Origin of the sequence: Acidovorax sp. (assembly GCF_027492855.1) — a bacterium.
Taxonomy (GTDB): domain Bacteria; phylum Pseudomonadota; class Gammaproteobacteria; order Burkholderiales; family Burkholderiaceae_C; genus Acidovorax.
Window position 1 is genome coordinate 1 of sequence record NZ_JAPUDY010000101.1, and the last position, 19,985, is coordinate 19,985.

Sequence of the window (19,985 nt, forward strand, 5' to 3'; positions counted from 1 at the left end):
CTGAGACAATCGGGGGATGAGCGAACCGAAAGAACTATCCCCCTCGTTTGAACCCGCGGCGCAAGACGCAGCCGATCTGCCCGAAGGCTGGCTGCAGGTGCAGTCCATGGACCTCGATGCCCAGGGCGTGGCCCGCAAGCCCGATGGCAAGGTCATCTTCATCGACGGCGCGCTGCCGTCCGAGCTGGTCACCGCCAACACCCACCGCAAAAAGAACAACTGGGAGCAGGCCAGCCTGGTGGCGATCCACCGCGAGTCGTCCCAGCGCGTGCGCCCCGGCTGCCAGCACTTTGGCTTGCACGGCGGTGCCTGCGGCGGCTGCAAGATGCAGCATTTGCACGTGGGCGCCCAGGTGGCCGTCAAGCAGCGTGTGCTGGAGGACAACCTCTGGCACCTGGGCAAGGTCAAGGCCGAAACCGTGATGCGGCCCATCGAAGGGCCCGCCTGGGGTTACCGCTACCGGGCCCGCTTGGCCGTGCGCCACGTGATCAAGAAAGGCCAGGTGCTGGTGGGCTTTCATGAGCGCAAAAGCCGCTACATCGCCGACATGCAGACCTGCAAAATTTTGCCCCCGCATGTGGACGCGATGCTGATGCCGCTGCGCGCCCTGATCGCCGGCATGGACGCGCGCGATACCTGCCCGCAGATCGAGCTGGCCTGCGGCGACAGCGTGACGGCCATGGTGCTGCGCCACCTGGAGCCGCTGTCGGCAGACGACCTGGCCCGGCTGCGCGCCTTTGCCAGCGAACATGGCGTGCAGTGGTGGCTTCAGCCCAAGGGCCCCGATACCGTGAAATTGCTGGACGAAGGCGGCGAGGAGCTTTCGTATGCGCTGCCGGACTTCGGCATCACCATGCCCTTCAAGCCCACCGACTTCACCCAGGTGAACCCGCATATCAACCGTGTGCTGGTCAGCCGCGCGCTGCGCCTTTTGGATGTGCAGCCGCATGAGCGCGTGATCGACTGGTTCTGCGGCCTGGGCAACTTCACGCTGCCGCTGGCCACCCAGGCGCGCGAGGTACTGGGCATCGAGGGCAGCGAGGCCCTGGTGGCCCGTTCGCGCGAAAACTATGCATTGAATCAGGCCGTAGCGCACAACCATAAAGCGCTAGCAGCTACTGATTTTGTAGCGCGCAACCTTTTCGAGATGACCCCCGCGATGCTGGTGGCCGATGGCGCCGCCGACAAATGGCTGGTGGACCCGCCCCGCGAAGGCGCCTTCGCGCTGGCCAAGGCGTTGGCGGACATTGAGCAATCGCGCATCGGTGCCGAGGGCGCTGACCCACTGCCCGCAGGGGCCGAGGGCTGGACGCCCCCGAAGCGCATCGTGTACGTGAGCTGCAACCCCGCCACCCTGGCGCGCGATGCCGGGCTGCTGGTGCACCTGGCGGGCTACCGGTGCACGGCGGCGGGCATGGTCAACATGTTCCCGCACACGGCGCATGTGGAGAGCATGGCGGTGTTTGAACGGGCGTAAGGGGAGCGCTGCGGCGGCCCATGCCGCCGCCCCACGGCGCCGCAGGCCTGCGCGACTTGTGTCAGCTGCGGTTGCGGCCGGTGGCTGCGTCGCGCGGTTCGGTTTCGATGTCGGCGCTGCTGCCCTTGCGCTCGGGCTTTTCAGCCTTGCCCAACACCGAGGGTGCGCCCTCGATCTTGTTCTCGCGCATATAGGCGTCCATGTCCTTCCAGCCTGCAAACACCGAGGCCTTGGCGGCCTTGGGGTTGAGCGTGTAGCAATCCTCCAGCCCCCGCAGCGCATGGCGGCAGGCGCCGCCAATGGCCTTGGCCTCCGCGTCCCGCTGGGCGATGCGCGGATCAGGGCCCAGGCCGGGGATCTTGTCGCAGCCCGCAAGCAGCAGCAGGCCGACAAAAGCAACCGTCAGGCGAAGCGGGGTGGATGGGCTTTGGGGAAACATGTACTTGCATTATCGGCACACGCGCCGCGCTATTGAGGCCTGATCTGGCGCCGCCCGCAAAAAAGGCTCCCGAAGGAGCCTTTTTGATGGGAACAAGGAAGAAGCGGTGCGCAGATCAGTCGCGCTCGCCACCCATGATGCCCAGCAGGGCCAGCAGGCTCTGGAACACGTTGAAGATGTCCAGGTACAGGGCCAGCGTGGCGCTGATGTAGTTGGTTTCGCCGCCGTCCAGAATCTGCTTCAGGTCATACAGCATGTAGGCGCTGAAGATGCCGATGGCAGCCACCGAGATGGCCATCATGCCCGCGGACGAGCCCACGAACACGTTGATGACAGCGCCAACCATGAGCACCAGCGCGCCCACCATCAGCCATTTGCCCATGCCCGACAGGTCGCGCTTGATCACGCTGGCCAGGCTGGCCATCACGAAGAACACGCCCGCCGTGCCGGCAAACGCTGTCATGATGAGCTCGGAGCCGTTCTTGAAGCCCAGCACCATGCCGATCATGCGCGAGAGCATCAGGCCCATGAAGAACGTGAACGCCAGCAGCACGGGCACACCGGCGGCAGAACGCTTGGTCTTTTCGATGGCGAACATGAACCCGAACGCGCCGCCCAGGAAAACGATCAGCCCCAGGCCGCCGTTGAGCGAACGGGTGATGCCGGTGGACACGCCGATCCAGGCGCCCAGCACCGTGGGGATCATGCTCAGGGCCAGCAGCCAGTACGTATTGCGAAGCACCTTGTGGCGCTCTTCCTGCGAGATGCCATAGCCCGCAGAGTGGCCCAGGGTGGTGACTTGGTCATTCATCTTGTGTCTCTCCTTGTTGGCCTGCACAGCGCAGACCTGCAAATTTTAGATGGTGGCGGTTTTGCGGCCTGCAATAACCGCGTCCGGTCACCTACTTTTGGTAAGGGTACTTTCACCCTGGCTGGGGGCAACGGCAAGAGCCAGGGCGCTATGCTCAATGGCTCTTGTGCCTGGGCCTTTTTATTGGACCCTGTGCGCACCCCTCTTGTTCCCTTTTTTTCCGGACACCGTTATGAAGACCAAACACGAACTCGAACTGGCCGACGTCAAGGCCATCGCCGCTGCCGCCGAAGCCGAAGCCCAAAAGAACCATTGGGCCGTGACCATTGCCATCGTTGATGACGGCGGCCACCTGCTGTGGCTGCAGCGCCTGGACGGCGCGGCGGCGGTGTCGTCCCACATTGCCCCTTCCAAGGCCCGCACGGCCGCTTTGGGCCGCCGCGAGAGCAAGGTCTATGAGGACATCGTCAATGGCGGCCGCGTGGCCTTTCTGAGCGCTCCCACCATCGACGGCCTGCTCGAAGGCGGCGTGCCGATCCTGAAAGACGGCCAGTGCATCGGCGCCGTGGGCGTGAGCGGCGTGAAGTCGACCGAGGACGCTCAGATCGCCCGCGCAGGGATCGCCGCGCTGGGCCTGTGAGCGCAGATTCGATGGCGCTATTGTTTTCATAGCTGCTAGCGCTTGATCCTCTTGCGCTAGAGGCCTAAAAGACGTTGAAACATTGGCGCCCATAAAAAAACCGGCCTTTGAGCCGGTTTTTTTATGGAAGCGCTGACAGTGGCAGCGGAGGAGAGAAGGCGGTGTGAGAAAAAAAGCCTGGCTACGCGGGCGAACCCGTTGGCTGGCAAAAACGACCCTTGCGGACTTATTGCAAGTCCGGGAGTCGCCCCACGATGAAACTGATGATGGATGGCCAGGTGGTGTGGCGTCGTCTTATTTGGTCAGGATGAGCTTGCCCAGCTTGGTGGCCTGAAGGCGGTACACCGAGCCGTTGTGGCTGATGGCCACGGTCTTTTGGCCCTGCAGCAGGGAGCGGCTGTCCACAGCGGCGGTCACGGCCTCAGCGCAGGTAGCGCCCTCGCTGGAGGAGAACGAAACCACATTGTCAGCGGTGGCGGAGCGCAAGAGCGAGGCGGCGGTCAGGGTGGCTTGCATGGAGTTTTCCTGTGTCATTGCAGTGCGTTTTGCTAATGATAACGATTCGCAATTACAAGTCAAGCGAATTACGTGTTTCTTTTTGTACGGCCATTTCGTGAGTGGCCATGGGTTGGTCTGCAGGGGCGCTACAAAAAAAAGAATGCCCGGCATGCAAGGCTTGCCGGGCAAGTGGGGGGCGAAGAGTATTGGTGCTCTATCAGGCGACTGCTACTGCTGCGGGTCGGTCACAAAACCGATCTTGCGCACCCCGGCGCGCTGGGCGGCGGCCATGGCCTGGGCCACGCGCTCGTAGCGCACTTCCTTGTCGCCGCGGATGTGCAGGTCGGGTTGGGGCTCCTTGGCGGCCTCGGCCTGCAGGCGGGGGAAGAGTTCTTCCTCGGTTACCTGCGACTCGTTCCAGTAGTACTTGCCATCGGCCGACACCGACAGGCGCACGGTTTCGGGCTTGATGGTTTCGGGCTGGTTGGTGGCGCGGGGCAGGTCCACGTTCACCGAGTGCTTCATCACCGGCACGGTGATGATGAAGATGATGAGCAACACCAGCATGACGTCCACCAGGGGCGTCATGTTGATTTCGTTCATCACGTCATCGGCATCGTCTTGGGTTCCGAAGGCCATGGCTTAGCCGCCCTTCTTCATGGGCAGCACCTTGCCAGGCTCACCGGCGTTCACGCGGGCGCCGGTGACGAAGTAGGCGTGCAGGTCGTGGGCAAAGCTGTTGAGGCCACCCAGGATGGACTTGTTGCCGCGCACCAGGGCGTTGTAGCCCAGCACGGCGGGGATGGCCACGGCCAGGCCCAGGGCCGTCATGATCAGCGCCTCGCCAATGGGGCCGGCCACCTTGTCGATGGTGGATTGGCCCGAGGTGCCGATGGCCAGCAGCGCATGGTAGATGCCCCAGACGGTGCCGAACAGGCCGATAAAGGGGGCGGTGGAACCGACCGATGCCAGGATGGCCAGGCCCGACTGCAGGCGCGAGGTGAACTCGTCGATGCAGTTGCGCAGGCAGCGCGTGACCCAGTCGCTCACGTCCAGGCTGTCATGCAGGTGGGCCTTGGTGTTGCGGTGGTGGGCGGTGGCTTCGCGGCCTTCCAGGGCCAGGTGGCGGAAGGGGTTGGCCGGGTCGGCGCCCAGCTTGGTCAGACCTGCGGCAAAGTCCTCGCTGTGCCAGAAGTCTTGTGCGGCGCGGGCGTGTTTCTTGAACTTGATGATGTCCAGGGCCTTGATGAGGATGACGATCCACGAGGCCAGCGACATGGCCAGCAGCAGGATGGCGACGGCGCGGGTGACAAAGTCGCCCTGAATCCATACGTTGGCGATGCCGAATTGCGATTCCATGAAAAAAACTCCCTGAAGCGATGATCTAAAGCGTTGATTGACTGATGACTTGACTATTCGAGAACGAAGTTGACAGGGACCAGGTTCCACATGGTCTCGGCCACGCCGTTGCGCTTGCCCGGCACGAAGCGCCAGCGCATGACGGCTTCCTGCGCCTGGCGGTCCAGCCGGTCGAAACCGCTGGACTTGTTGATTTCCACTTTCTGCGGCAGGCCGTCGGTGCCGATGAGCACGCGCAGCACCACCTTGCCTTGCTCGCCCATGCGCTTGCTGATGGCGGGGTAGCTGGGCTTGGGGTTGTTCAGGTAAGCCGCGTCGCTGGATGGCAGCTCGATTTTTGGCGGCGCTGGAGGCGCGGGTGGTGCCGGGGGCGTGGGTGGGGCCGGGGGCGCCATCGGAGCCTCGATGGGCGGGGCCGGTGGCTGCGGCGTGGTGATGCCGGTGGGCGCATTGGGCGCGGGTGTTGGGTCCGCGATAGCTACGGGCATGGGGGCTGGGCGCGGGGCCACCTTGGGCGCCGGGCGCGGCGGTGGTGGAGGTGCGGGCGGTGGCGGCGTGACCTTGGGCGGTGCGGGCGGCGCGATGAACTCGCTCAGCAGTTCGGCCGGGACGATGATTTCCGCGGCGCGGTGCAGCAGGCCCGTTTGCAGGGCCCAGATGCCTGCAACGTGCAGTGCAAGGACGGAACCCACGATCACGGTGTTGCGGCTAACACCCCCAGGAGTGGAGAAACGATCAGGGTGAGACATAAAAATGATAGCAGCTAGCGCTTGTCAATCAAGCGCTAGAGCCATAAAAGACTTGTTATTTATTTGCGAAAGATCCACCAGGCCGAGCCTGCGACGAGGATCAGGCTGCCAGCGAGTGTTGAGAGGAGTTCCATGACTTGCTTTCCAAAATGGAGCTGGCAAGCTGGATGGTCTGCGGCGCCGCGTCATTGTGCAATGCTGCCACCGGATTCGAGGCACAGCATTGCGCCACCACATCACGGGCGCAGCTTTCGCAGCTTCCGCATTGGGTGGCCACGCCCAGCTCAAACTGGATCTCGTCGAAGCTCATGCCCGCACGTGCGTGGCGAGCAATCTCACGGTCAGAAATCCGGCGGCATACACAGACGATCATGGCGGCAGGCAGTGTGGCTGGCTGTTGAAGGAATGATTGCATTATAAATACGAATCTCTCGCATTTGCAATAAATCAATTCTGCCAACAGGGGGAAGGCTGCCAAGACCCGTCACGGGCCCGGGGTGTTGTCTTCGCCCAGGAACAGCGCAGGCGGTGCATCGGCCAGCGTGGCGCAGCCGGTGAGCGCCATGGCGATCTCCAACTCGTCGCGCAGCAGGCGCAGCACGTGGGCCACCCCGGCGGCGCCTGCGTTGGCCAGGCCCCATACGGCGGGGCGCCCCACCAGCACGGCCGATGCGCCCAGTGCCATGGCCTTGAGCACGTCGGTGCCGCGCCGGATGCCGCCGTCTACCAGCACGGGCAGGGCGCCCGCCACGGCATCGGCCACCCTGGGCAGGACGCTGGCGGTGCTGGGGCTGGTGTCCAGGGTGCGTCCACCATGGTTGGAAACGATGAGGCCCGCCACACCCAGCGCAGCCGCCTGGCGCGCGTCGCCGGGGTGGAGCACGCCTTTGAGCAGCACCGGCAAGCGGGTGATGCCTTGCAGCCACTGCACGTCGTCCCAGGTGGGTGCGTGGTGGAGCAGGCCATCGAACAAAGCGCTCTGGCCGGGAGACAGATACACCGGTGGAGGTGGCGGCAGGTTCGCCAGGTTGACGGCAGAGATGCCCGCAGGCAGGCGAAACCCCGCACGGCGTTCGCGGTCGCGTGCGCCGCTGCTGGGCGCGTCCACCGTGAGCACCAGCGCCTCATACCCGGCCGCTTCGGCGCGTTGCACCAGTTCACGGGTAAAGCCGCGGTCGTGTTGCAGGTAGAGCTGGAACCACAGGGGGCCGCGCCCCGGATCGTTGCGGATGGCCTGGGCCACGGCTTCCAGCGGTGTGCTGGCCTGGGTGCTGAGCACCAGGCCCGCGCCCAGGGCGGCGGCTGCATAGGCGGTGGCCAGTTCTCCGTCGGGATGGGCCATGCGCTGAAACGCCACGGGCGCCAGCAGGATGGGGTGGGCAAGCGTGCGGCCCAGCAGCGGTGTGCGGGTGTGGCCGCCCGCCAGGGAGCGCAGCACACGGGGGTGTAGAGGCAATTCGTCCCAGGCGCTGCGGTTGGCGCGCAGCGTGATCTCGTCGGCAGCGCCGCCACTGAAGTAGGCCCATGCGTTGTCGTCCAGGTGCTGGCGCGCCAATGCCTCGTGGTCTGCGAGGGTGACGACCTCGGGAGGGATCTGCTGCAGTGCGGGAATTGTGGTCATACCCATGAAAAAAGCATCCAGCGTTGATGGATCAAGCGCTGGATGCTATCGAAAGATGAGAAGAAAAATAGGTGCACCCCGAAGGGCGCCTGGTCAGACATCCGCCCACATGCGCAGCAGGTTGTGGTAGGTGCCGGTCAGCCCGATCACGGCGGGCGCTGTCTCACCGACGGTGCTGCGCAAATGGATCAGATGCTGGTCCATGTCGAACAGCAGCCGTCGCTGCTCGTCGCTGCGCACCATGCTCTGGATCCAGAAAAAGCTGGCCAGCCGATGGCCACGTGTCACGGGCTCCACCCGGTGCACGCTGGTGCCGGGGTAGAGCACCATGTCGCCTGCGGCCAGCTTGACGCGCTGGGGGCCGAAGGTGTCTTCCACCACGAGTTCACCGCCATCGTAGTCGCCGGGGCTGCTCAGGAACACGGTGCAGGAGACGTCGGTGCGCACGCGGCCCTTGCCGTCAGGCAGAAAGCGCACGGCGCTGTCTACGTGGTTGCCAAAGGCGTTGGCAGCGCCCCCATAGCGGTTGAACATGGGGGGGGAGATGGTTTTGGGCAGCGCCGCAGAAAAGAACAACGGGCTGCGCTCCAGCCCGCGCAGCAGGATCTGCCGCAGCGCCTGCGCCTGCTCGCACTGTTCGGGCAATTGCTCGTTGTTCTTGGCCTGGGCGGCCTGGGGTCCCGCCGACGTGCGCCCGTCATGCCACGGCGCATCTTGCAACAGCTCTTGCGCGGCGCTCAGCTCAGCGGCGTTCAGGAGTTGGTGGATGTGCAGCAGCATGGTGGTGTCGGGCGCGTGTCGGTCGGAGTTGGTGGCTTGCCGTGCTGGCTTAGAAGCGCGTGCCCACCGTCAGGCGGATGTTGCGCGGCTCGCCCAGCGTTACGAAGCCAGGATACAGCTGATCGCCGTAGCTGCGGTTGGCCACGTTGTTGATGTTCAGCTTGGCGTACAGGCTTTCGGAGAAGTTGTACTGGAACATCAGGTCGGCGGCCACATAGCCTTGCGAGCGTGCCGTCGCCGACGCTGCACCGGTGGAGCCGGAGACCGGGCGGTTCTCGCTCACGCCACGGATGCCACCGGCCACGCGGAACTTGTCGGTGGCCTGGTAGCCCAGCCAGACGCTGCCGCTGTGCTTGGGTGTGAGGCCCACGCGCATGCCCACCGTGTTGGCGGCGGCGCTGCCGGTCTTGTCGATGGTGGCAACGGGAATCCAGGTGTAGGACGCATAGATGTCCCACTTGGGGCTGATGCGGCCGACCACGTCCAGCTCCACGCCGGAGGCATGGCGCTTGCCGTTGAGCAGGTAGGCGGTGCCAGCGAAGTCGGCATCGGTCGTGCGCTCGTTGTACTTCTCGGTGCGGAAGATCGCGGCGCGGGTGGACAGGTTGCCGTTCAGCCAGTCGAGCTTGGCGCCCAACTCGAAGTTGCGGCTCTTTTCAGCATCCGTGTTGGCGTTCTGTTGCGAGGTGAACTTGTAGGTGTCGGCCGAGGTATTGAACGACGTGCTGTACGAGAAGTGGTAGGACGCCGTGTCGCTGGGCTGGAACAACACGCCCAGGCGCTGGCTCCACAGGGAGTTGTAGCGCAGCTCGGTGACTTCGTGGCGGGTGAAGGCGCCAGCGGTGTACAGGTCACGCTCGGGCGTGGAGCTCACGCGGTCCCAGCGCAGGCCGCCCAGAAGCTTCCAGTGCGGGGCGATTTGCACGATGTCCTGCACGAAGGCGCCCACCGAGGTGGCGCCGTAGTTCTGGTCGTAGCGGTACTTGGGCGAAACGGCCAAAACAGTGCCGTCGTCAGGCTTGCCGACCGTGGTGGGGCCCTTGCCGAAGTTGGTGCCTGGCTGGCCGCTGGCCACGTCGAAGAAGGCGCTTTCCTTGCTGGCGTCCAAGCCGGTCATCAGCTCATGCTTGAGCCCGCCCCAGTTGGCCTTGGTGGTGTAGGTGGACTGGGCGTAGATGCCTTCGTGGGTGTCCTGGCGGGGGCTCAGGCCCGAGCGGTTCAGGATGGTGTTGCCGTTCAGGTTGGCCCAGGTGGTGGGTGCACCGTTGGTCTGGCCGAAGCTGGCGGTCGTGCCCCACTGGGAGCGGTCGAATTGGCCCGCGCGCACCTGGGTCGTCAGTTCGCTGTCGCCGTCAAAGCGGTGAATCCACGACGCCATGCCATACGTGGCCCGGCCGCGCAGGTAGTCGCTTTGTGTGCCGTAGAAGTTGCGGGGGTTGATCAGCGTTGGCGCTGCGCCCTGCAGGTAGCGGATGTTGGACTGGGGGACGTTGTCGGAGTCCAGGTGGAACATGCCCACGCTGAATTCGTCGCGTGTGCCCACGCCCCAGCTGACGGTGGGGGCGATGCCGTACTTGTCGATCTTGGCGCCGTGGTTGTCGCCCTTGGTGTACATCAGGTTCAGGCGGAAAGCAGCGTTTTCGCCCAGAAGCTTGTTCAGGTCGGCCGTGGTGCGCAGCACGCTGTCGGTGCCGTAGGTGGCTTCCAGCTCATACTGGTCGATCAGCAGGGGCTTCTTGTTGACCTGATTGACCACGCCACCCGTGGAACCACGGCCAAAAAGCATGGAGGCGGAGCCGCGCAGGACTTCGATGCGGTCGTAGTTGAAGGTGTCGCGCTCGTACTGCGAAGGGTCCTTCATGCCGTCGATCATCAGGTCGCCCACGGTGGCGACGGGGAAGCCGCGCAGGCGGATGTCCTGGTCGGTGCCGTTTTCGGTGGCGGCGAAGGTGATGCCCGAGGTGTAGTGCAGGGCTTGCTTGAGCGTGTCGAGCTTGGCCTCGTCCATCAGACGCTCGGTCATGACGGTCAGCGACTGCGGAATGTCGCGGATGGCCTGTTTGCTCTTGCCGATGGTGGTCTGTTTGGTCTGCAGTTTGTCCTTGGACTGCACTTCGGCCGCTTCTTTCACGGTCACGGTGCCCATGGTGGTTTCCGTGGTGGCGGTCTGTGCCCAGCTGCCTACGGAGGCGGCCAGCATCAGGGCTCCCAGCGGGAGCAGTGCCTTTTCGGATGCTGTACCGGTGTGTGCAGCAGGGGTGGGAGACGCAGTGGATGTTTGTTGTGTACGCAGCACGGAGCTGCGGCGCTGAGCGCGTGATTTTGCCAAGATGGCCTCCGTCGATGGAATGCAGGGTGGGGGTGCATGTGGCGCGCAAGGGCGCCGGTGGCGGCGAGAGGCAGTGGCTAGATCAACATGGCTGTCATGGCTGTGCGTCGTCGTGCTGCTTTATGTTACATCAAATGCGGGTCATTCTCATTTGTGTTGATGTTTACATGCCACACAATAGGGCGCCCAAAAATGCAAAAAGCCGGCAGAACCGGCTTTTTGCTTTGCAGGCAGGGCGCCTTTATTTGACGTGCTTGCCGATGAGGCCAGCCAGTTCAAACATGGACACCTGGGGCTTGCCAAACAGCTCCTTGAGCTTGGCGTCGGCATTGATGTTGCGCTTGTTGGCGGCATCCTGCAGGTTGTGGGCCTTGATGTAGACCCACAGCTTGCTGATGATCTCCGTGCGCGGCAGCGGAGCCGAGCCCACCACGGCGGCCAGCGCGGGGCTGGGCGTGAGCGCCTTCATGAAAGCGGCGTTGGGGGTGCGCTTCTTGGCGGGTGCAGCGGCCTTTTTGGCTGCTGGGGCTGTGGATGCCGGCGCTTTTTTTGCAGTTGCCATGTTGGGTTTTCCTTGTTGGAAGTAAATTTTCACCAGCGAAAACGACGCTTTCCCACTGGCAGAGCGATGCTAATGGGAAAAAATCGGGTTTCCAAGGGAGAAATGGCTTTTTTTGCCTCGATTTGTAGCTGTGGCGCTGCGCTGCGCGTTGCAATGGGCGCTACAACAGCGTCAGCCTTGACAAATGCCCTCTGCTCCGGCGTCGGCCAATGTGGGCTGCCCAAGGGTCGATGATGCGGGGTGATGATGGCCTTGGCCCTGCATGTTCCTGGTATTTTTCCCATTTTGTTGTTGTTCGTTTCACCGTCTGAAAGGCTTTTGTCGATATGTCCGCAGCTTCCCCTACCTCCTTCGCCACCTGCGATTTCTGCGATGCGCACAAGGCCGACGTGAGCGGTGCTTTCCGTGTCTTGCCGCCCGTCTTTCAGAGCTTTGGCGGCAAGGCGGCCTTCGCGGGCCCGGTGAGCACCGTCAAGTGCCATGAGGACAACAGCTTCGTCAAAGCCGCCGTGGAATCCCCCGGCGAGGGCCGTGTGCTGGTGGTGGACGGCGGCGGCTCGCTGCGCCGCGCGCTGGTAGGAGGCAACCTTGCGGCAGCGGCCGCGCGCAATGGCTGGGCGGGCATTGTGGTGGATGGCTGCGTGCGCGACGTGGCCGAGCTCAACGCAGCGGCCGTGGGCATCCGGGCGCGGGCGCTCATGCCACTGCCCACCGAGCGGCGCGGCGAAGGCCAGCGCGACGTGGCCGTGCAGATAGAGGGGGTGTGGGTGCGGCCGGGCGACTGGCTGTATGCCGATGCCGACGGCATCGTGGTCAGCGCACAGGCGCTGACGGCCTGATGTCCTGACGCTGGTCAGCGCGGCCGGTCGCCCCGGCCCACGCGCAGCGCGGCGCGCGAGGGCAGGGTGGCCATCAGCACACTCGCCAGGGCGATCGCAAACGCAAACAATTGCATGCCGGTGAGCGACTCGCCCAGCACAAGCACGCCCACCAGGGCCGCGCTGACCGGCAGCAGCACCGAGAACACGCCCCCTTGCGCGGCCGGGACGACCTTGAGCCCGGTCATCCACAGCCACACGGTCCACATGCAGGCGGCCAGGGCGTAGAACAGCAGCAGCGCCCAGGTGCCCCAGCCCACGGCCGCAAAGTCAAAGCCCAGTGCCAGGTACAGCCCGAACGGCGTGGTCAGCACAAAGCCCCACAGGTTGATGAGCGAGGTGATGCGCTTCGGCCCCAGGCTGCCCGTGAGCTTCTTGCCGATCACGGTGTAAGCCGCTTCACAGACCACGGCGCCCACCAGCAGCAGTTGCCCCAGCCAGGCATTGCTTGGGGTGTTTTCAGGCCCTAGCGCTTGTGTATCAAGCGCTACATGCTCTGGTTTTGATAGTGAGAAGAGGGCGATACCCACCACGGCGCAAGCCACGGCGATCCAGGTGCGCGGGGCCACGCGCTCGTGCAGAAAGGCCCAGCCCATCAGCGCCACGGCGGCCGGAATGGCGGCCAGAGTCACGCCCGCTGATACGGCATCGGTCAGGCTCACGCCATAGATCATGCAGATGGTGAACAGGAAATTGCCCAGAAACGACTCCAGAAACAGCAGCCGTTTCGTCTGTGGGGTCAGCGGCGGTTCGCCTGCGGGCTTCTTGAGCCAGTGCAGCATGGCAACGCCACCGATGCCAAAACGCATCCAGGCCAGCAAAAACACCGGCAACACGGCCGCCAGCGGCTTGGACAAGGCCACATAGCTGCCCACCAGCGCCATGCTGAGGGCTAGGCACAGATAGGCGAAGGGGCGGCTTGGCGTGTTCACTAGACTGGGGTTCTGTTCAAAAAAAGAGTGCGCATCATGCCCGACGAACCCATGCCGCCCCGGCTGCCCCGCTGTGTTTTTGTGTACGGCACCCTGCGCCGTGGCGGCAGCAACGACATCACGCGGCTGCAGCCCGCGCCCCGTTTTGTGGGGCTGGCGCAGGTGGCCGGGCGGCTCTACCACCTGGGGGCTTATCCGGGCATGGTGCTGGGCGGCAGCGAATGGGTGCAGGGCGAGGTGTACACCATTGAACCCGCCTTGGAGGCCACCCTGGATGCCATTGAAGGCATTGGCGGGGGCTCGGACGATGAGTACATGCGGCAAGAGGTGGTGGTGCCGGTTGCGGGGCAACCGATGACTTGCCTGGTCTATGAAATCAACCCCCGCTGCGTGGCGGCAGCCCCGGTGATCGCACAGGGCGACTGGTTCATGGCCGTGGACCGGCGTGTTGATTGATCTCCCGTCATGTGAAAGTTAAATTTCTTGATGTGGAATTTGATAAATGCTGCGTTGCCGCATTTTTTCTCAATATGAGAAATTGATTTTCGTATTGAGGAATATCGCTGATAAGCTGTTGTTTTTTAACGAGAAAATTTATCTCTTCTATAAGACATAAGAGCTTGCGCAAGTCTTATAGAAGACTTACAGTTGTCTCCAAGGGCGGCACAGAGCAGCCCGGCGTTTTCAACCAACCTCCTGGAGTGATCTCATGCCCCAATCCCTCAACGAACAACTGAGCCGCGAACAACAAATTGCCGCCCTGGAAAAAGACTGGGCCCAGAACCCCCGCTGGAAGGGTGTGAAGCGCGGCTACACCGCCGCTGATGTGGTGCGCCTGCGCGGCTCGCTGCCCATCGAGCACACGCTGGCCAAGCGCGGCGCCGAAAAGCTGTGGGAAAAGGTCAACGGCGGTGCCAAGAAGGGCTACGTGAACGCCTTCGGCGCAATCTCCGCCGGCCAGGCCATGCAACAAGCCAAGGCTGGCCTCGAAGCCGTGTACCTGTCGGGCTGGCAAGTGGCCGCCGACGGCAACACATCGGAAACCATGTACCCCGACCAGTCGCTGTACGCCTACGACTCGGTGCCCACCATGGTGCGCCGCATCAACAACACGTTCAAGCGTGCTGACGAAATCCAGTGGGGCCGTGGCATCAACCCCGGCGACAAGGAATTCATCGACTACTTCCTGCCCATCGTGGCCGATGCGGAAGCCGGTTTCGGCGGCGTGCTGAACGCTTTCGAGCTGATGAAGAACATGATTGCCGCTGGCGCTGCTGGCGTGCACTTCGAAGACCAACTGGCTGCCGTGAAGAAGTGCGGCCACATGGGCGGCAAGGTGCTGGTGCCTACGCAAGAAGCTTGCGAAAAGCTGATCTCCGCCCGCTTCGCCGCTGACGTGATGGGCGTGCCCACCATCATCCTGGCCCGTACCGATGCGGAAGCCGCCAACCTGATCACGTCTGACCACGATGCCAACGACAAGCCTTTCCTGACCGGCGAGCGCACGCAAGAAGGTTTCTACCGCGTCAAGAACGGCCTGGAGCAAGCCATCAGCCGTGGTGTGGCCTACGCCCCCTACGCCGACCTGGTGTGGTGCGAAACCGGCGTGCCAGACATTGGCTTCGCCCGTGAATTCGCCCAGGCCGTGCTGGCCGCCAACCCCGGCAAGCTGCTGTCGTACAACTGCTCGCCATCGTTCAACTGGAAGAAGAACCTCAACGACTCGCAGATTGCCTCCTTCCAGGAAGAACTGTCGGCTCTGGGCTACAAGTACCAGTTCATCACGCTGGCTGGCATCCACATCAACTGGTTCAACACCTTCCAGTTCGCCCACGCTTATGCCCGCGGCGAAGGCATGAAGCACTACGTGAACATGGTGCAAGAGCCCGAGTTCGCAGCCCGCGACAAGGGTTACACCTTCGTGTCGCACCAACAAGAAGTGGGCGCAGGCTACTTCGACGACGTGACCACCGTGATCCAGGGCGGCTCGTCCAGTGTGAAGGCCCTGACGGGTTCGACCGAAGAAGAGCAGTTCCACTGATCTGAGGGGCTTTTGTGCCACCCCGGTGTGGCGCAAAATGCACCGAATAGAAGCCCGAAGCACCCGCTTCGGGCTTTTTTGTTGGCATCAAGGTTAAAATACGAACAAATTCACTGCACAAGAGCGAGAAAGGCAATCTGGTTATGACACCGCGAACTACATCGGAGATGTTGACCGGCCGTTAAGGCTGGCTGTTCGCGCCTGCACGAGATTGCACCCTCCTCCAGAAAGCGCGGACCTGTTCCGCGCTTTTTTGTTTTTGGGCCTGGCGCGAGCCCGCATCCATTGCACTGATTGAAAAGAAAGAGTGACTCCCATGATTCAAATCACGCTTCCCGATGGCTCGCAACGCGAATTTCCGGGCCCGGTCACGGTGGCCGAGGTGGCTGCTTCCATCGGCTCGGGCCTGGCCAAGGCGGCCCTGGCGGGCAAGATTGACGGCAAGGTGGTGGACACCAGCTACCAGATCACGGCCAACAGCCCGCTGTCCATCGTCACGGCCAAGGATGCCGATGGCCTGGAGGTGATTCGCCATTCCACGGCCCACTTGTTAGCCTATGCGGTGAAGGATCTGTTCCCTGAAGCGCAGGTCACCATCGGCCCGGTGATCGAGAACGGTTTCTTCTACGACTTTGCGTACAAGCGCCCCTTTACGCCCGAAGACCTCGTTGCCATCGAAAAGCGCATGACCGAGCTGGCCGCCAAGGACGAGCCCGTGGTGCGCCGCGTGCTGCCGCGCGATGAGGCGGTGGCTTATTTCAAGGGCCTGGGCGAGAACTACAAGGCCGAGATCATTGCCAGCATCCCGAGCAACGAGGATGTGAGCCTGTACCGCGAAGGCAACTTCGAGGACCTGTGCCGTGGCCCCCACGTGCCCAGCACCGGCAAGCTCAAGTTCTTCAAGCTCATGAAGGTGGCTGGCGCCTACTGGCGCGGCGACCACCGCAACGAGATGCTGCAGCGCATCTACGGCACGGCCTGGGCCACCAAGGACGAACTGCAGCAGTACCTCACGATGCTGGAAGAGGCCGAAAAGCGCGACCACCGCAAGCTGGGCCGCGAGCTGGATCTGTTCCACATGGACGAGCATTCGCCCGGCACGGTGTTCTGGCACCCCAAGGGCTGGGCGTTGTGGCAAGAGGTGGAGCAGTACATGCGCCGCGTCTACCGCAACAACGGCTACCAGGAGGTCAAGGGCCCGCAGATTCTGGACAAGAGCCTGTGGGAGAAGACCGGCCACTGGGACAAGTACCGCGACAACATGTTCACGACCGAATCGGAAAAGCGCGAGTACGCGCTCAAGCCGATGAACTGCCCCGGCCACATCCTGATCTACAAGCAGGGCATCAAGAGCTACCGCGACCTGCCGCTGCGCTATGGCGAGTTCGGTGCCTGCCACCGCAACGAGCCCACGGGTGGCCTGCACGGCATCATGCGCGTGCGCGGCTTCACGCAGGACGACGGCCACATTTTCTGCACCGAAGAACAGGTGCTGGAAGAGTGCGCCAACTACACGGCGCTGGTGCAGAAGGTCTATAAGGATTTCGGCTTCACCGACATCATCTACAAGGTGGCCACGCGCCCCGAGGCGCGCATTGGCACGGACGAGTCGTGGGACCGCGCCGAGAAGGCACTGATGGACGGCCTGCGCCATTCGGGCTGCGAGTTCGAGATCGCCGAAGGCGAGGGCGCGTTCTATGGCCCCAAGATCGAGTACACGCTCAAGGACGCGCTGGGCCGCCAGTGGCAGTGTGGCACGATGCAGATCGACCCCAACCTACCCGAGCGCCTGGACGCCGAATACGTGGCCGAAGATGGCAGCCGCAAACGCCCGCTGATGCTGCACCGCGCCACAGTGGGCAGCATGGAGCGCTTCATCGGCATGCTGATCGAGCACTATGCCGGCGCCTTCCCGGTGTGGCTGGCTCCGGTGCAGGTGGCGGTGCTCAACATCACCGATGCGCAGGCCGATTACTGTCGCGAAATTGCCGCAAAGCTGCAAAAAGCACTGCCGAATCAAGACCTTAGAGTGACGACCGATCTGCGCAATGAAAAGATTACGTATAAAATACGTGAGCATTCGTTGCAAAAGCTGCCGTACATCCTTGTCGCGGGCGACAAGGAGAAGGCCGCCGGAGCCGTCGCAGTGCGTGGCCGGGGCAATCGTGACCTCGGCGTGATGTCTGTCGAAGCGTTCGCTGAGCTGATCGCCCAAGACATCGCCACCAAAGCCTGATTTTTGCATGAAAACCTGCTTTGGCGCTTGCTGAATGCGCGGTTGTTGCTACAAAAATTGTAGTGTTTTGATTAAAGGAAGATAGCCATCGCTACTGAATTTCGTGATCGTCGCCACCGTGAAGAGCGCAAGCACCGCCTGAACCGTGAAATCATGGCCCCGGAAGTTCGTCTTTCCGGACCTGACAATGAGCCCCTGGGCGTTGTCAGCCTGATGGAAGCCTTGCGCATGGCAGGTGAGCTGGATGTGGATCTGGTGGAAATCGCTGCCACGGCGAACCCTCCGGTGTGCCGCCTCATGGACTACGGCAAGTTCAAGTACCAAGAGCAAAAGCGTGCGGCGGAAGCCAAAGCCAAGCAGACGGTCATTGAGATCAAGGAAGTCAAGTTCCGTCCCGGAACGGATGATGGCGACTACAACATCAAGATGCGCAATATCCGCCGCTTTTTGGCGGATGGCGACAAGTGCAAGATCACGCTGCGGTTTCGTGGCCGTGAAATCACGCACCAGGAGCTGGGGCTTGCGCTGCTCAATCGCATTCGCGACGAGCTGGGCGACACCATCATCATCGAGCAGTTTCCCAAGCTGGAAGGCCGCCAGATGATCATGATGATTGCGCCGGGCAAGAAGAAGCCCGCTGCCAAGCCAGCGGCCGAAGCAGCACCCGCATCGGGCGCTGCGGCCTGAGGATGGGGCGGGTGGTTTGAAAATTTGAGGGCTGCGCCTGTTGCATCTGTGACGGCGTGGCGCTTGAAGGGGGTGTGCAAACACCGCCAAACGAAAGGCGAAAGCCTTTCGACAAAAGTGGCTCGGGGCCAACAAGTTTGCAAATCGTTTTGCAAACGCCTCACGAGCACAAAGAAAAGGAGCATTCACATGCCCAAAATGAAGACCAAGAGCAGCGCGAAAAAACGTTTCCGCGTTCGTCCCGGTGGCACCGTCAAGCGCGGTCAAGCCTTCAAGCGTCACATCTTGACCAAGAAGACCACCAAGAACAAGCGCCACCTGCGTGGTGCAGTTGCTGTGCATGAGACCAATATGGGCTCTATCGCACAAATGCTGCCCGGCATGGGCGTGTAATTAACGACGAACAAGGAGTACATACATGCCTCGCGTCAAACGTGGTGTAACGGCCCGTGCCCGTCACAAGAAAGTTCTCGCCCTTGCCAAGGGTTTCCGTGGTCGCCGCGGTAATGTCTATCGCATCGCCAAACAGGCGGTGATGAAGGCTGGGCAATATGCCTACCGTGACCGCCGCACCAAGAAGCGCGTGTTCCGCCAGTTGTGGATCGCCCGTATCAACGCCGCTGCCCGTGAACTGGGCCTGACCTACAGCCAGTTCGCCAACGGCCTGAAGAAGGCTTCCATCGAGATCGACCGCAAGATGCTGGCCGACCTCGCAGTGCACGACAAGGCTGCCTTTGGCAGCATCGTTAACCAAGTCAAGGCCAAGCTGGCTGCTTGAGTTCACGATGGGCAGCTATCTTCTTGATAGCTGCTTGCGCAATAACAGCAAGGGCTAGGGCTTGAAAAGGCACTAGCCCTTGTTTATTTTCAAGAGTCGATATGAACGAGTTGGATTCCCTGGTCGAAAGCGCGAAAGAGCTGTTTGCGCAAAGCGCCACCCCCGCTGATCTGGAAAACGCCAAGGCACAGTTTCTGGGCAAGTCGGGCCGTGTGACCGAGCTCATGAAGGGCATGGCGCAGCTTCCCGTCGAGGAAAAAAAGTCCCGCGGCGCTGCCATCAACGTTGCCAAGCAGGCCATCGAAGCCGCCTTGACCGCGCGCCGCCAGGCGCTGGCCGATGCGGAGCTGCAAGTACAGCTCAAGGCCGAAGCCCTGGACGTGAGCTTGCCGGGGCGCCAACGCGGCCAAGGCGGGTTACACCCCGTATCGCTCACGCTCGAACGCATTCAGGGCATCTTTGGTTCCATGGGCTTTGACGTGGCCGAAGGCCCCGAGATCGAGACCGACTGGTTCAATTTCACCGCGCTGAACACGCCTGAAGACCATCCCGCGCGTTCCATGCACGACACGTTTTACGTGGAGGGCGGCACTGCCACCGCCCCCAACCTGCTGCGCACACACACCAGCCCCATGCAGATCCGCCATGCGGTGCAGCATGTCAAGCAGCACCGAACGCTGCTCGACGCGGGCCAGCCCATGCCCGAGATCCGTGTGATCGCCCCTGGCCGCACCTACCGTGTGGACAGCGACGCCACACACTCGCCCATGTTCCACCAGTGCGAAGGCCTGTGGGTGGGCGAGAACGTGAGTTTCAAGGACCTCAAGGTCATCTTCACGGCTTTCTGCCGCACTTTCTTCGAAAGCGACGACCTGGTGCTGCGCTTTCGCCCCAGCTTCTTCCCGTTCACCGAGCCCAGTGCCGAGATCGACATCCAGTTCCAGACCGGCCCACTGGCTGGCCGCTGGCTGGAGGTGGCCGGTTCGGGCCAGGTGCACCCGAACGTGGTGCGCAACATGGGGCTGGACCCCGAGAAGTACATCGGCTTTGCCTTTGGCATGGGGCCTGACCGCCTGACCATGTTGCGCTATGGCGTGAATGACCTGCGCCTGTTCTTTGACGGCGACATCCGCTTTCTGTCGCAGTTCCAGTAACGCAAAAAGGTGAG

At 62.7% G+C, this 19,985-nt stretch carries 22 protein-coding genes; 10 read left to right on the forward strand and 12 right to left on the reverse strand.

What is annotated here, in order from left to right:
• Positions 1 to 16 precede the first annotated feature (16 nt).
• On the forward strand, positions 17 to 1,477 hold the full coding sequence (gene rlmD, locus Q0105_RS20210) for a 23S rRNA (uracil(1939)-C(5))-methyltransferase RlmD (RefSeq protein ID WP_298214480.1): 1,461 nt from the start codon (positions 17 to 19) through the stop codon (positions 1,475 to 1,477).
• Between the two features lie 61 nt (positions 1,478 to 1,538).
• On the opposite strand, the gene Q0105_RS20215 is transcribed toward rlmD, so the two are convergent.
• Both Q0105_RS20215 and Q0105_RS20220 read right to left on the reverse strand, forming a co-directional pair.
• Complete coding sequence (locus tag Q0105_RS20215) at positions 1,539 to 1,916, reverse strand: hypothetical protein (RefSeq protein ID WP_298214482.1); 378 nt, start codon at positions 1,914 to 1,916, stop codon at positions 1,539 to 1,541.
• Between the two features lie 115 nt (positions 1,917 to 2,031).
• On the reverse strand, positions 2,032 to 2,727 hold the full coding sequence (locus tag Q0105_RS20220; protein WP_298214484.1) for a Bax inhibitor-1/YccA family protein: 696 nt from the start codon (positions 2,725 to 2,727) through the stop codon (positions 2,032 to 2,034).
• Between the two features lie 232 nt (positions 2,728 to 2,959).
• Here Q0105_RS20220 and Q0105_RS20225 point away from each other — a divergent pair, with 232 nt between their 5' ends.
• Positions 2,960 to 3,367, forward strand: a complete 408-nt coding sequence (locus Q0105_RS20225; RefSeq protein ID WP_298214486.1) for a heme-binding protein — start codon at positions 2,960 to 2,962, stop codon at positions 3,365 to 3,367.
• 294 nt (positions 3,368 to 3,661) lie between these two features.
• On the opposite strand, the gene Q0105_RS20230 is transcribed toward Q0105_RS20225, so the two are convergent.
• The 9 genes from Q0105_RS20230 to Q0105_RS20270 all read right to left on the reverse strand — a co-directional run bounded on the left by Q0105_RS20230 (position 3,662) and on the right by Q0105_RS20270 (position 11,265).
• On the reverse strand, positions 3,662 to 3,883 hold the full coding sequence (locus tag Q0105_RS20230; RefSeq protein WP_298214487.1) for a hemin uptake protein HemP: 222 nt from the start codon (positions 3,881 to 3,883) through the stop codon (positions 3,662 to 3,664).
• A 210-nt stretch (positions 3,884 to 4,093) separates the two neighbouring features.
• The gene (locus Q0105_RS20235; protein WP_298214489.1) at positions 4,094 to 4,504 is read right to left on the reverse strand and encodes a biopolymer transporter ExbD; all 411 of its coding nucleotides are present in this window, start codon (positions 4,502 to 4,504) and stop codon (positions 4,094 to 4,096) included.
• Between the two features lie 3 nt (positions 4,505 to 4,507).
• Positions 4,508 to 5,224: a MotA/TolQ/ExbB proton channel family protein gene (locus Q0105_RS20240; protein ID WP_298214491.1), complete on the reverse strand. Its 717-nt coding sequence runs from the start codon at positions 5,222 to 5,224 to the stop codon at positions 4,508 to 4,510.
• A gap of 53 nt (positions 5,225 to 5,277) precedes the next feature.
• Positions 5,278 to 5,973 carry an energy transducer TonB gene (locus Q0105_RS20245; protein WP_298214493.1) on the reverse strand — a complete coding sequence of 232 codons (696 nt, stop codon included), beginning with the start codon at positions 5,971 to 5,973 and terminating at the stop codon, positions 5,278 to 5,280.
• A 100-nt stretch (positions 5,974 to 6,073) separates the two neighbouring features.
• Positions 6,074 to 6,346 (reverse strand): (2Fe-2S)-binding protein, encoded by a 273-nt coding sequence (locus tag Q0105_RS20250; RefSeq protein WP_298214495.1) that lies wholly within the window; start codon positions 6,344 to 6,346, stop codon positions 6,074 to 6,076.
• A 111-nt stretch (positions 6,347 to 6,457) separates the two neighbouring features.
• Positions 6,458 to 7,594: an alpha-hydroxy acid oxidase gene (locus tag Q0105_RS20255; protein ID WP_298214497.1), complete on the reverse strand. Its 1,137-nt coding sequence runs from the start codon at positions 7,592 to 7,594 to the stop codon at positions 6,458 to 6,460.
• Positions 7,595 to 7,687: 93 nt separating this feature from the next.
• Positions 7,688 to 8,374 carry a Fe2+-dependent dioxygenase gene (locus tag Q0105_RS20260; protein ID WP_298214499.1) on the reverse strand — a complete coding sequence of 229 codons (687 nt, stop codon included), beginning with the start codon at positions 8,372 to 8,374 and terminating at the stop codon, positions 7,688 to 7,690.
• Positions 8,375 to 8,423: 49 nt separating this feature from the next.
• The gene (locus Q0105_RS20265; RefSeq protein ID WP_298214501.1) at positions 8,424 to 10,574 is read right to left on the reverse strand and encodes a TonB-dependent siderophore receptor; all 2,151 of its coding nucleotides are present in this window, start codon (positions 10,572 to 10,574) and stop codon (positions 8,424 to 8,426) included.
• Between the two features lie 370 nt (positions 10,575 to 10,944).
• Positions 10,945 to 11,265: an SWIB/MDM2 domain-containing protein gene (locus Q0105_RS20270; protein WP_298214503.1), complete on the reverse strand. Its 321-nt coding sequence runs from the start codon at positions 11,263 to 11,265 to the stop codon at positions 10,945 to 10,947.
• Between the two features lie 326 nt (positions 11,266 to 11,591).
• On the opposite strand from Q0105_RS20270, the gene rraA reads away from it, so the two are divergent.
• Complete coding sequence (gene rraA / locus Q0105_RS20275; RefSeq protein WP_298214505.1) at positions 11,592 to 12,104, forward strand: ribonuclease E activity regulator RraA; 513 nt, start codon at positions 11,592 to 11,594, stop codon at positions 12,102 to 12,104.
• A gap of 14 nt (positions 12,105 to 12,118) precedes the next feature.
• Here the strand turns inward: rraA and Q0105_RS20280 are convergent, their stop codons facing one another.
• Complete coding sequence (locus Q0105_RS20280) at positions 12,119 to 13,075, reverse strand: DMT family transporter (RefSeq protein WP_298214507.1); 957 nt, start codon at positions 13,073 to 13,075, stop codon at positions 12,119 to 12,121.
• Between the two features lie 36 nt (positions 13,076 to 13,111).
• Between Q0105_RS20280 and Q0105_RS20285 the strand changes: the two genes are divergently transcribed.
• The 7 genes from Q0105_RS20285 to pheS all read left to right on the forward strand — a co-directional run bounded on the left by Q0105_RS20285 (position 13,112) and on the right by pheS (position 19,971).
• Positions 13,112 to 13,531 (forward strand): gamma-glutamylcyclotransferase family protein, encoded by a 420-nt coding sequence (locus tag Q0105_RS20285; protein WP_298214509.1) that lies wholly within the window; start codon positions 13,112 to 13,114, stop codon positions 13,529 to 13,531.
• Between the two features lie 253 nt (positions 13,532 to 13,784).
• The gene (gene aceA / locus Q0105_RS20290; protein ID WP_298214511.1) at positions 13,785 to 15,116 is read left to right on the forward strand and encodes an isocitrate lyase; all 1,332 of its coding nucleotides are present in this window, start codon (positions 13,785 to 13,787) and stop codon (positions 15,114 to 15,116) included.
• A 316-nt stretch (positions 15,117 to 15,432) separates the two neighbouring features.
• The gene (thrS, locus tag Q0105_RS20295) at positions 15,433 to 17,352 is read left to right on the forward strand and encodes a threonine--tRNA ligase (RefSeq protein ID WP_298214513.1); all 1,920 of its coding nucleotides are present in this window, start codon (positions 15,433 to 15,435) and stop codon (positions 17,350 to 17,352) included.
• Positions 17,353 to 17,439: 87 nt separating this feature from the next.
• A complete protein-coding gene (gene infC / locus Q0105_RS20300) occupies positions 17,440 to 18,039 on the forward strand; it encodes a translation initiation factor IF-3 (protein WP_298214548.1) in 600 nt (199 codons plus the stop codon).
• A gap of 189 nt (positions 18,040 to 18,228) precedes the next feature.
• Entirely contained in the window at positions 18,229 to 18,432 is a 204-nt protein-coding gene (rpmI, locus tag Q0105_RS20305) for a 50S ribosomal protein L35 (RefSeq protein WP_010465963.1), read from the forward strand.
• A gap of 25 nt (positions 18,433 to 18,457) precedes the next feature.
• Positions 18,458 to 18,817, forward strand: a complete 360-nt coding sequence (rplT, locus tag Q0105_RS20310) for a 50S ribosomal protein L20 (RefSeq protein WP_121420463.1) — start codon at positions 18,458 to 18,460, stop codon at positions 18,815 to 18,817.
• A gap of 101 nt (positions 18,818 to 18,918) precedes the next feature.
• Positions 18,919 to 19,971 (forward strand): phenylalanine--tRNA ligase subunit alpha, encoded by a 1,053-nt coding sequence (gene pheS / locus Q0105_RS20315; RefSeq protein ID WP_298214520.1) that lies wholly within the window; start codon positions 18,919 to 18,921, stop codon positions 19,969 to 19,971.
• Positions 19,972 to 19,985 lie beyond the last annotated feature (14 nt).